This window comes from uncultured Shimia sp. (genome assembly GCF_913054185.1).
Lineage (GTDB): Bacteria > Pseudomonadota > Alphaproteobacteria > Rhodobacterales > Rhodobacteraceae > Shimia.
Map to the genome: position 1 here is coordinate 1 of NZ_CAJXIV010000118.1, position 11328 is coordinate 11328.

The window sequence follows — 11328 nt, forward strand, 5'->3', positions numbered from 1 at the left end:
TGTGGTGATGGCAAAGATGAGACTTGCCAGAAGCCCCCTAAGACCGCGCTGAGCAGTCTTAGGCGTGACGCAATAGATTCGCGTCACCGCGTTGAAAACGTACTGTTTTATCATACCGATAGCTTTCTGCCCCAGTTCGAGGCCCAAGCTATCGGTGCTTTCTTACGATTTGGTAACCGTGATTAAGAAGACGGCTCAGATAGGCTGTGCAAGTTCAGCAAATCGCCCAATACCCCACGGCTTTCTTCAGCGCCTTCAAGCAGGGCGCGGTTGCGCGCAAGCATGCCCTGGGTGACACGATCGGTTGAGGCGTCGATCTCAGCGGTTTCCTCAGGGGGCAAGAGATGTGTCGAGGCCCGTCTGAGGATCTCGTTCTCTGACGCGGTCAAGGAGGCCAGATCGCCGTCTAGCCAGGCTTCTGTCTCCGCCGCGCCACGCTCGCCAAGTTTTGCAAGCAGTCGGGCCGCTCCAGCGTGATCCCCGGCCATGGCCTTTGCTCGCGCCCGAAGTCGGTCTGCAAGGGGAGTTTCCATACCCATAAGCTCTGCTTCGGCCCGTTTCGGCAAGGCTTCCGCCAAGGCCAAACGTGCGTTCAGGACGCGTTTCTCATCGCTCGGAATGTCTGTTTGTGCCGCCTGCATCAGGCGCTTGGTTTCGCCCAAGAATCCCATCTCAAACGTTTTCTGTGCCAGTTTCAGCGCAATGTCCGATGAGATACGTCCCGGTGCCGCGAGGCGTTCCTGAATGGACCAGGAAATCACTTCAAAATCATCGGCATGTTCCAAAACGGCCAGCACAAGCTGGGTGCGCACCTCTGCAGCGGCTTTGCCACCGTCTCGGGTTTCGATGTCTTTGATAATCTTGAAGGCTGGGCCAAATTCATGCTCCAACATGCGTGCCAGCGCGTGGGCGCGGCGCAAGTCCGGCCCCATGGCACCGGTCTTGTGTTCAACCGCCAACGCGCCCACCAGCGAAACGGTCTCCGCGGAAGGTGGCACACCTTGTTTCACATGGGTGTCGATCAAGTCGATCACGGCAGCGGTCGCAATGTCGGAATTCTGAGTGGCAATTTCGGTCAGCGCCTCTGTAGCTTCTTCGGTGTTGCCAAGCTCCGCATTCAAAGTTGCTTCGGCAAAATCGTAGTTCACGTCGGGTTTCGGTGAGGTGCGTTCAATGCCATTGAGCACCAGCGTTGCGGCCTCGGTTTGCTCCTGTGCCACCAGTCGGTTGCTCAGTTTGGGGCCAAGGTACTCCCGCAGGTGTAGTGGCATTTTCTGCAAGGCGTCCAGCGCGCCTTTGACCGCACTGTCGCCAACCAGCGTTTCCCCGGACAGGGCTGCCCAAAGCGCGGTGTTGCCAGAGCAATGCCCTTGATTTGCAAAGGTCGCATTGCTGACGGGTGGTACGTGACCGTCCATAATGTACGCCATTGCGCTCAGAATGCTGTTTTCACCACTTTCTGGCAAAAGCTCCAGAATTTGCAGCGCTTCGGCACCAAAAGTGTAATGCACATAGAGCTGTGCCAGCTCACGCAAGGCCTCTTCGTTGGTGCGATCAAACTCGCCCACCACTTCTTGGCGCAGACGGCCAAGTTCTTGCACAAACGTGCCGTCGCCGCTCCAGTTTGCCAAGTTGACAGCGGTGTCCGGCAGACACATGCCCGTGGCCACCTGACCGCTCAGAAGCGCAGCAATGTCCCGCCCCACTTCGTCAATCACGTTGTAGGCGACGATATTGAGATCCTGGCCTTCCAGTCCGATAGCCGCTTGTGGCGGCACATGATCAGAGCTGTTCAGTACAGGCAACTCCGCCATTTTCACAGGCTTGCCAACCAGCCCGTTGCCGACTGGCGGAGTTTGGGCGTGCAGCAGGTTTTGATCGGCGGCGCGGTCAACTTGTTTGATCAGGTCGCCACGCAAGACTTGCACCTGGGCTTTGCGCTCCACAAAATTATCCAGCGCAAGCAGGTCCGAGTAATCTTCTTTGGGCTTTGTTTCTGCCATCTGCACAGGCTTTGGCGTAGGTTTTGCCGCCTCGATCGAGGAAAACCGGAACTGACGTTGAGGTTTCTCTGTTGCAACAGCTTCACCAAACGACAGCGGCACTTGAGGCAGGTCGTCGTTCTGCGCAGGCGGCAGATCGTCCCGAATGTCAAAAATCACATAGCGCCCGTCATAGGGAATTGACACCACGCGACAAGCACAGGCCAGCTCCAACTCCAATTCGCCAGCGGCGTCATTGGCGACGATATTGGCCAGCCGATCGCGGGGGATCTTGTCAAAGATTGTGCTGGTGCGCAGGTTAACGGCGTCACCGTCAATTTTGATGGTGTAAAACCGCCCATCCCGCGACACGGTCCAATCGGTTTCTGAGGATGGCAGCGTTGCCACCAAACGGGTGAAATCTTCGTGCTCGCCAGACCGGAAGAGCACGTCTTGTGCAGCCCCCGCAGAGGCTGCCAAAACCAATGGAACAGCAAGCAGAAGCTGTTTCATGCCGCTTCCTTCTTCACTTCGGCCAGCGCTTCTTCCAGCTCCGCAAACTGCGGGCGGTTGTGACCTGGTGTGTTCTGACGCCCCACTTCAATGCAAATGTTTGGCGAGTGGTTGTGCAGGTTGGCAATCAGCACTTCACGGATCAGCTGATAGAAATGCGCTTCATCTTCGACCACACTTTTGATTTTCGCGGCAAACGGACCCACCAGACCATAGGCCAGGAACACCCCGAGGAACGTGCCGACAAGCGCGCCACCAATCATCTTACCCAGAACTTCGGGCGGCTGATCGATTGAACCCATGGTTTTGATAACGCCCAAAACCGCAGCAACAATCCCAAGGGCAGGCAACGCATCTGCCAACGATTGCAATGCATGGTTGGGATGCATGGCGTGATGGAAGCTGGCTTCGATTCGCTTCTCCAGAACTTCTTCCACCTGATGCGGGTCGTCATAGTTCATGGAGGCTGAACGCATGGTGTCCGCAATCAGATTGATGGCTTCTTTGTCCGCCATAATGCGCGGGTATTTGGAAAAAATACTCGATTCATCGGGGTTTTCGATGTGCTCTTCGATCGCAACAGGGTTTTTCCTGGCCAATCGTATCAGCTCAAACAACAGACATAGCAGGTTTCGATAATCTTCCGGTTTCCACTTTGGACCTTTGAACACTTTGCCGAGGTCTTTCAGTGTGTGTTTCACCACGGAGCCATCGTTTGACACCAGAAAGGCACCAACACCGGAGCCGCCGATGATGATCATCTCAAAAGGCAGCGCCTTCATAATAGGCCCAAGACTACCACCGGCCAGAACGTATCCGCCCAACACCATGATAAAAACAACAGCGATGCCAATAATGCCGATCACGGTCTAAACTCCTATTCACGTTTCCTAGCGACCATAGGCTGGCGCCGGTTAACAAGTTCTCATTCGGTGGGTGTATTTGCGTTCCGGCCGGCCAAAATAACGCTGATTGTGTAAGCCGCGTCCGGAGTCATGCCGGCCATGATTCCTGCAGCAGATTCCGGCTTCATGCGTCCGATGAAACCAGCAGAGAATTTTGGGTCCATCTCTTCGAATAGAGCGGCCACATCTTTGGGTTTCATGGTTTCATACACTTGGGTGAGGCGCAGCAGATCGTCTTCGGCAGCGGTCTCCGACAGCGCAATCAGACCGCGCAAGCGCCCTTCTGCATCTTCCAAAGCCGCCAGTTTGCGCGTGACCTCGCCGTCTGCAAGATTCAGGGCCTGCAGGCGGTTTTTTATTTCAGATTCACGCTGCTCAATACGCTGCTCGCGTTCTTTGAATACGGCCATCAGCTCGCGTAGATCTTCAGGCGGTTCACAACTTTCCGGCTTTGCCATATTGGCAAGCGGCGAGTCAAAAAGCGGCTCTTCACGCGCCATAGCCTCATTGGCGCTGATGCCCACACGCACAGTGGCGGAGGCAATCAAAAACGTCGCGATCAGAAACAGACTTCCTTTGGACTGCTTCCGGCGTACTTTTTTCTTGGCTTTCGGCTTTACAGCCGGAGCCCCCGGCTTGGTCAGCGTTTCGGCCGCTGCTTTGGCGCGGGATTTTTTGACGTCTTTTTTCATCGCATCCGCTCCAATTAGGCGACGTGGCGTTTAAACATGGGGCCGGCTTCCGGCTCTTTGGCCTCTGCCGTTGGTTTAGGGGCCGCTGGTGTGGCCTCTGCCTGCATTGCGGCCAAAGCCATGGCCGCCTTTTTCTGGGCTTTCTTTTTGGCTTTTTTCTTGGCGCGGCGGATCAACTTGGCTTCCTCTGCAGCAAGCGCTTCGGCCTGAATTTTAGCCCAATCTTCGTCGTCAGCTGTTTCAATAGACGCTCCGGCCTCGACCTCATCCGATACAGTCTCCGCAACCGGGGCGTCTTCCTTGGCGGGTTCTGGAGCAGTTGTTTCCGCTTCTGGCGCGGCTTTGGCTTTTGCAGGTTTGGCGTCTTCGATGTCGTGCATGGCCGCCATCATGAGCTCAAGACGTTTAGAAACTCCTTCCGCACGCTGTGTCAGCGCTTCGAGTCGTTCCGTGGATTTTCCGGCGGTGACCTGTGCGGCCTTAAGCGTGCGCGTCATGTCATCCACTTGCGCGGACAAAACGGCCACGGCGCCACCAACGCCGGATTCCAAATCATTAAATTTCGACAGGCGCCGCGCCAGAACAAAACAATAAATGCCTGCCCCGAGGGCACCGGCTACCAACAAGATATCTGCAATCAAGTTCATCTCGACACTCCTCAGTTCAACACGAATTCCATGACCAAAAGGTCAGAAACACGTTCAGGTCCGGTTACAATTTGCACGCGGCGCAACATTTGCGACCGCAGGGTCACCAGGGCGTCCGGCGATTCGATGTCCGATGTGTTGAGCGCGCGTAGATAGCCGTTCAGCACATCCACAACCCGCGGCAACACCCGCTCAACTTCTTCCTGGTGGTCGCTGGGCACCTCTAGCTGCGCACGAAATCGCAGATAGTCAGCCCCGCCACTGGACGTCAGTGAAACAATAAGAGGGTCCATGCCGACGTAGACAACGTCGGGTAGAGCTTCGATCTTTTCCGCTGGCGCCGATTCTTCGGCCAATTCAGCAGAATCATCTCCCAGTATCATGCCCGAATAGACGGCATAGAATCCGCCGCCGCCGCCAGCCAAAGCCAGCACAAGCCCAATGATTAAAGGGAGTTTTGACGCTTTTTTCTGTGCGCCCTCTGTCTCGACATTTTCGTCAGTCATCGCAGGTTCCAAATTCTTTGTCCCTGCAACTTCAACCACACAGAAACTAACCGATTGTTAAGCCTGTTGAGGGAAACAGTTTGTGACGGTCGTGCAGAAAGTGCGATCCCACGGAGAACAGACGTGCAACAATTTTTGAATATGTGGACTGGTATGGACATGCGGCGAAAGGTGATCGTCGTGTTGGCCACCATTGCGGTTTTTGCAACCGTATTGTCATTGGGTCGGGTCGCCACAAAACCGGGAATGTCCCTTCTTTATAGCGGTTTGGAAAGCGGTACTGCCGGCGAAGTCGTGACTGCCCTTGAACAACGTGGTGCGGTTTACGAAGTGCGCGGAGGCTCAATTTATGTGGCCAACGGCATGCGCGACGAGCTGCGTATGACGCTCGCAAGCGAAGGTTTGCCCGCCAATACGACTCAGGGATACGAGCTTCTCGATTCGCTGTCCGGCTTTGGCACAACATCGCAAATGTTTGACGCAGCTTACTGGCGCGCCAAAGAAGGCGAGCTGGCGCGTACTATTGTTGTCAGCCCTTTGATCAGCCAGGCCCGCGTGCATATTGCCAACGCGTCTTCAAATCCATTTCAACGGCATATCAAACCGTCCGCCTCCGTGACGATCACCACGCCTGCCGGAGATTTGCCAAACAAACACGCCCAGGCCCTGCGATTTCTTGTGGCCTCAGCTGTGTCCGGCCTGTCACCTGAAGATGTTGCCGTCATTGATGGCAGCGGCGGTCTTGTTGGCGTGGCCGACGAAACCACCACCAAAGTGGGCGACAACAAAGAAGAAGAAACACGCCTGGCTGTGCAACGCATGTTGGAAGCGCGGGTTGGTCCGGGAAATGCCGTTGTTGAAGTCAGCATTGAAACCGTAACCGAAACCGAATCCATCACGGAACGGATTTTTGATCCGGCCAGCCGGGTGGCAATTAGCACTGACACCGAAGAGCGCAGCACCGATTCTCAGAATGCTTCCGGTCAGGTGACAGTGGCTTCCAACTTGCCTGATGGCGACGCGGCGGAAAACTCTGGCTCCACAAACCAAAACCGCGAAACACGTGAGCGCATCAATTATGAGGTCTCCGAAACCCAGCGTGAAATTCTGCGTCAGCCAGGGGCGGTAAAACGTATGACGGTGGCGGTTCTGGTCAACGGCACGCAAACTGAAAATGATCTTGGTGAGCCGGTGGTTGAACCCCGTCCAGACCAAGAACTTGAAGCATTGCGCGAACTTGTGGCTTCTGCTGTTGGGTTTGATGAAAACCGAGGCGACGTCATCACCCTGAAGTCCATGAACTTCCAGCCGGTTCTGCCAATGGGCACCACGGCGGAATCTTCCATGTTCAAAGGCATGGAGCTGGATTTGATGTCGATTATTCAAACCGCTGTTCTGGCCATCGTGGCGCTGGTTCTGGGTCTGTTTGTTGTGCGCCCATTGTTGGCCGGCAGCGGCAACCGCGAGCTCAACGAACTGGGTGAAGCTCCAATGCTGCCTGACTTTGGTGGCGACGACGGTGATTTCCCGGCCATGGCGCCAATGATGGGGGACATGGGCGGTGATATGGGCATGCCAATGGCGATTGGGGACATGGGCGGCGACGTCGGTGGCCTGCCAGATCTCGGCGGATTGCCCGCGCTGGGCGGCGATGGTGGCGGCATGTCACAATCTGACGCCGCAGATCGTCTGCGTGGCCTGATCAGCGATCGCAAAGAAGAAACCGTCGAAATTCTCCGCCACTGGCTGGATGATCGGGAGGAAGCTTGATGTCGATTTCACATCTTTTTGAGGATTTTGGCGGCATCAACGCTCCTGAACCTGAACCTATCGCAGTGCCGGATGAAGGCAATGAAGATGAAATGCTCGAATCTTTTGAGCAGGGCTATAAAGCGGGTTGGGATGACGCAATCAGCGCTAAATCTGAGGAGCACGCCAGCGTGTCCGCCGCGCTTGCCGGTCGTTTGAACGACCTCTCCTTCACCTACCACGAGGCCCGCGAGGCGATTCTCGCGGATCTCGCCCCCACGGTGGAAAAGGCCATTATGACAGTCCTGCCAGAGCTGGCCCGGCAGGCTGTTGGCGCTTTGGCTGTGGAACAGCTGCACAAGATTGTGCGCGAAAATAGCGAGACGCCCGTGGTGCTGTCCACGGCGCCGGATTGTTACCAGCCGGTCATCGACGTGCTGCCCGAAGACAAGAAGCTGCCCGTTGAGGTGGTGCGCGACGAAAGCTTGGCAGAAGGCCAGGTGCGTTTTGAGTTTGCCCAACGCGAACGCCTGATTGATCTCAGCGAGGTTCTGGAAGCCGTCGCTGGCGCAATGACCGCGTTCACACATGAAACACGCAAGGAGGCCCAGAATGGCTGATCCAACTCTCAAACCCGATTCCGGTAACCCGTTCACCTCTGTGCCTGTGGAGATCACCATCTCTGTAGGCAAGGCGCGCCCACTGATTGGCGATCTGCTGAACATGAACGAAAATTCCGTTCTGGCGCTCGACAAACGCGTGGATGATCCGGTTGAACTTTATGTCGGTGATAAACTCATCGCCCGGGGCGAGCTCGAAGAAATGGAAGGTGGACAAGAAGGCCAGTTGGCCGTGCGTCTGACCGAAGTGGCAGAATTCGAAAGCCGCTTGGGATGATCCGCGCGGCAATTCTTGCCGTCACCTTTTCCACCGTCTTTCTCTTTATGGCAGACCCCGCCGCCGCGCAGGATCTGTCCCTTCCGATCACCGAAGACGGCTCGCTGACGGCACGCAGCATTCAAGTATTCCTTCTGATCACGGTCCTCAGCCTCGCGCCAGGGATTGCGATCATGGTCACCTGTTTCCCATTCATCGTGACGGTACTCTCGATCCTGCGTCAGGCCATTGGCTTGCAGCAGTCGCCACCCAATATGATGATGGTCTCGCTGGCAATGTTCCTGACCTATTATGTCATGGAGCCGGTGTTTACCCAGGCCTGGACCACAGGGGTTGAACCTCTGATGGCCGAGCTGATCGACATCGAAACCGCCTTTGAGCTGACTGCGGAACCCTTCCGTCAGTTTATGGCCGCGCGCTTGGACCCGGACACCTACACGCACCTTGCGTCCCTGCGTCCTGACACTGTGAACACAGAGCCCGGCCCGGACGCACCGCTGTCTGTGCTGGTGCCCAGCTTTATGCTCTCAGAAATCGCCCGCGCGTTTCAGATTGGGTTCCTGATCTTCCTGCCGTTCCTGATCATCGACCTGGTGGTTGCCGCTGTGTTGATGTCCATGGGGATGATGATGGTGCCCCCTGCCATTGTGTCTTTGCCGTTTAAGCTCTCGTTTTTCGTGATCGCAGATGGCTGGAGCCTGATCGCAGGCAGTTTGGTGCGCAGTTACTTCTAACGCTTCACGCGCCGCTTCCCTTTTGAAGCGGCGCGTGGCACACAACGGAAAGTGCAATCCGTTAGCGCAATCAAGCGCGGAGAAGTCCCATGAATTTGAAAGCGACCCTGCTGGCCCTGCTGGCCTTTGCAATCTATTCGACTCATGACGTTGTTGTGAAACACCTCGGCGCGACCTTTTCCCCGTTTCAGATTGTGTTCTTTTCGGCGCTGTTTAGTTTCCCGTTGATCACCCTGATGCTGGTGCGCGATCCCACACATGGTAATCTGCGCCCTGTCCATCCTTGGTGGGTCGCCCTGCGCTCGCTCTGTGTTGTGATTTGTCCAACCGCTGCTTTCTACGCCTTTTCTGTTCTACCCTTGGCGCAGGTCTACGCGTTGCTTTTCTCCACGCCTTTGCTTGTCACCGTTTTGGCCATCCCCGTTTTGGGTGAGAAAGTCGGCGTCTGGCGGATGTTGGCGGTTCTTGTCGGTTTGGGCGGGGTCATGATTGTCGTACGTCCCGGCGCCACCGAGCTCAATTTTGGCCACCTTGCTGCTTTGGTGGCCGCCGCCACAGCAGCTCTGCAATCCGTTATTGTGCGCAAAATTGGACAAGACGAACGCCGCGTTGTGCTGATGCTTTATCCGCTGTTGATCAGCGTTGCGGCGATGTCCGTGGCGATGGCGTTTGTGTATCAGCCTGTGGCTTTGCCGGATTTGGCCGGATTCGCCATTGTCGCTGTCTTTGGCTTTATCGCGACGCTTTTGATGGTTTCGGCCTACACCATTGGCGAGGCTGCTTTGGTGGCTCCCATGCAATACTCGCAAATCATCTGGGCGGTGTTCTTTGGCGTGCTGCTGTTTGATGAAACACCGGACATGGCAACCCTTCTGGGTGCGGCTGTCATTGTGACCAGTGGCCTCTTTATTATTGCGCGTGAAGCCACCGGCGGCACGTCTGAGCAAACCCCTGTTTTGCGCACCCGATCCCGAGGCCTATCACCCGGAAATTTCCGGGTGAGCCAAGCCCTGCGCCGGCCTGAACGCGATGACAACACCTGAAGCATAGGGGCCAAGTCTCGGGGCAACGCCTTTGATCGGCTGCCTTGTCGCCCAACCTGCAAAAGTCTCTGGCGACGTCATTTTTACAGTGCCCCAAAACAACAAAACCCCGCCAATGGCGGGGTTTTGTTTGAAAGTGGTGAGCCGTGATGGGTTCGAACCATCGACCTACTGATTAAAAGTCAGTTGCTCTACCAGCTGAGCTAACGGCCCACTCTCTGTGTTGGTGCGCGGTTACTAAGCCGACTGACCGAGGGGGTCAAGCCGATTCTCAAGAAAAATTTCGCCATACTGGAAAAGGATGTTCAACGGGCGTATATGCGCCCAATGGATACACGTGTTGAAACCCCTTTGGCGTTCATGAAAATGCATGGGCTGGGCAATGATTTTGTCGTTGTCGATGCCCGCGCGCGCGCCTTTGCGCTGACTGAAAATCAGATAACCGCCATCGCGCACCGCCAAAAAGGTGTGGGATTTGATCAGCTTGCGGTGATTACTCATGGTGCGGCGGGTAGCAACGCAGATGCTCATCTGACGTTTTACAATGCGGATGGCTCCACCTCCGCCGCCTGCGGAAACGCCACCCGTTGTATCGCCCGTCACCTGATGGATGAGTCGGGTGCTGAGTCGCTGACCCTGACCACAGATCGCGGCACATTGGCTGCCCGCGAGGCTGGTGATGGTCTGGTCTCTGTGAACATGGGACATCCGCAACTCGCGTGGCATGAAGTGCCTCTGGCGCACAAAATGGACACGTTGGAACTGCCCATCGAAGGTGCGCCCACAGCGACCGGTATGGGAAACCCGCACTGCACATTCTTTGTTGATGACGTGCAGGCTGTGGACCTTGAGGCCTTCGGCGCGGCACACGAGCATCATCCTTTGTACCCGGAACGCACCAATGTGCAGGTTGCGCAGATCATCGGGGAAAACCACATCCGCATGCGGGTCTGGGAACGCGGTGTCGGCACCACTCTGGCGTCTGGCTCCTCAAGCTGCGCTACTGCTGTGGCCGCCGCCCGCCGTGGCCTGACGGGCGGAGAAGTCCAGATTGATCTGGATGGCGGCACGCTGTGGATCACCTGGGCCGAAGATGGCGTCTGGATGACCGGTGAAACCGAACATGTCATGTCCGGTCAGTTCACCACAGAATTTCTGGAGCGGCACAAATGACCGCCGCCCCGCCAAAGTTCACCACACTCGGCTGTCGCCTGAATTCATATGAATCCGAGGCGATGAAAGACATGGCGCAATCTGCCGGTCTTGAGAACGCCGTGATCGTGAACACCTGCGCGGTGACCGCCGAAGCCGTGCGCAAGAGTCGCCAGGAAATTCGCCGCCTACGTCGCGACAACCCGGATGCGCAGATCATTGTCACCGGCTGTGCCGCACAGGTCGAGCCGGAAACTTTTGCCGCCATGGGCGAGGTCGACAAGGTCATTGGCAACACCGAAAAAATGAACCCCGCCACATGGCAGGGCATGGCGGCTGATTTCATTGGTGAGACAGAAAAGGTTCAGGTCGACGACATCATGTCGGTCACCGAAACCGCCGGTCACCTGATCGACGGTTTTGGCACCCGGTCACGCGCCTATGTGCAGGTTCAAAACGGCTGTGATCACCGCTGCACCTTCTGCATCATTCCCTATGGCCGCGGCAA

General features: G+C 56.3%; 11 protein-coding genes, 1 tRNA gene and 1 pseudogene. 7 read left to right on the forward strand and 6 right to left on the reverse strand.

Features of this window, described 5'->3' with window-relative positions; translation table 11 throughout:
* Positions 1-182 precede the first annotated feature (182 nt).
* Genes QZ517_RS18130 through QZ517_RS18150 form a run of 5 tightly spaced genes read right to left on the reverse strand, consistent with a single transcriptional unit; the run spans position 183 to position 5245 of the window.
* Entirely contained in the window at positions 183-2495 is a 2313-nt protein-coding gene (locus QZ517_RS18130; protein WP_294229798.1) for a hypothetical protein, read from the reverse strand.
* Positions 2492-3361, reverse strand: a complete 870-nt coding sequence (gene motA, locus QZ517_RS18135; RefSeq protein WP_294229801.1) for a flagellar motor stator protein MotA — start codon at positions 3359-3361, stop codon at positions 2492-2494. Before motA ends, QZ517_RS18130 begins: the two co-directional genes overlap by 4 nt.
* 59 nt (positions 3362-3420) lie before the next feature.
* On the reverse strand, positions 3421-4092 hold the full coding sequence (locus QZ517_RS18140; protein ID WP_294229806.1) for a hypothetical protein: 672 nt from the start codon (positions 4090-4092) through the stop codon (positions 3421-3423).
* 14 nt (positions 4093-4106) lie between these two features.
* On the reverse strand, positions 4107-4739 hold the full coding sequence (locus QZ517_RS20095; protein ID WP_366766344.1) for a hypothetical protein: 633 nt from the start codon (positions 4737-4739) through the stop codon (positions 4107-4109).
* A gap of 11 nt (positions 4740-4750) precedes the next feature.
* The gene (locus QZ517_RS18150; RefSeq protein ID WP_294229808.1) at positions 4751-5245 is read right to left on the reverse strand and encodes a flagellar basal body-associated FliL family protein; all 495 of its coding nucleotides are present in this window, start codon (positions 5243-5245) and stop codon (positions 4751-4753) included.
* A 123-nt stretch (positions 5246-5368) separates the two neighbouring features.
* Between QZ517_RS18150 and fliF the strand changes: the two genes are divergently transcribed.
* The 5 genes from fliF (at position 5369) to QZ517_RS18175 (ending at position 9668) form a co-directional block, all read left to right on the forward strand.
* Complete coding sequence (gene fliF / locus QZ517_RS18155) at positions 5369-7015, forward strand: flagellar basal-body MS-ring/collar protein FliF (protein ID WP_294229811.1); 1647 nt, start codon at positions 5369-5371, stop codon at positions 7013-7015.
* Positions 7015-7614, forward strand: coding sequence for a hypothetical protein (locus tag QZ517_RS18160; protein WP_294229816.1), 600 nt, complete (start codon positions 7015-7017; stop codon positions 7612-7614). Before fliF ends, QZ517_RS18160 begins: the two co-directional genes overlap by 1 nt.
* Positions 7607-7891 carry a FliM/FliN family flagellar motor C-terminal domain-containing protein gene (locus tag QZ517_RS18165; RefSeq protein WP_283424628.1) on the forward strand — a complete coding sequence of 95 codons (285 nt, stop codon included), beginning with the start codon at positions 7607-7609 and terminating at the stop codon, positions 7889-7891. The genes QZ517_RS18160 and QZ517_RS18165 overlap by 8 nt, the downstream gene beginning before the upstream one ends.
* A complete protein-coding gene (gene fliP, locus QZ517_RS18170; RefSeq protein WP_294229821.1) occupies positions 7888-8625 on the forward strand; it encodes a flagellar type III secretion system pore protein FliP in 738 nt (245 codons plus the stop codon). Before QZ517_RS18165 ends, fliP begins: the two co-directional genes overlap by 4 nt.
* Before the next feature lie 89 nt (positions 8626-8714).
* Complete coding sequence (locus QZ517_RS18175) at positions 8715-9668, forward strand: DMT family transporter (RefSeq protein WP_294229824.1); 954 nt, start codon at positions 8715-8717, stop codon at positions 9666-9668.
* Between the two features lie 137 nt (positions 9669-9805).
* Here the strand turns inward: QZ517_RS18175 and QZ517_RS18180 are convergent.
* Positions 9806-9881 (reverse strand) — tRNA-Lys (locus QZ517_RS18180).
* Between the two features lie 105 nt (positions 9882-9986).
* Between QZ517_RS18180 and dapF the strand changes: the two genes are divergently transcribed.
* Together dapF and QZ517_RS18190 are read left to right on the forward strand one after the other, a co-directional pair.
* The gene (gene dapF / locus QZ517_RS18185; protein ID WP_294229827.1) at positions 9987-10841 is read left to right on the forward strand and encodes a diaminopimelate epimerase; all 855 of its coding nucleotides are present in this window, start codon (positions 9987-9989) and stop codon (positions 10839-10841) included.
* Positions 10838-11328: pseudogene (locus QZ517_RS18190) on the forward strand (tRNA (N(6)-L-threonylcarbamoyladenosine(37)-C(2))-methylthiotransferase MtaB); the annotation flags it as partial. The gene dapF and the pseudogene QZ517_RS18190, both read left to right, overlap by 4 nt.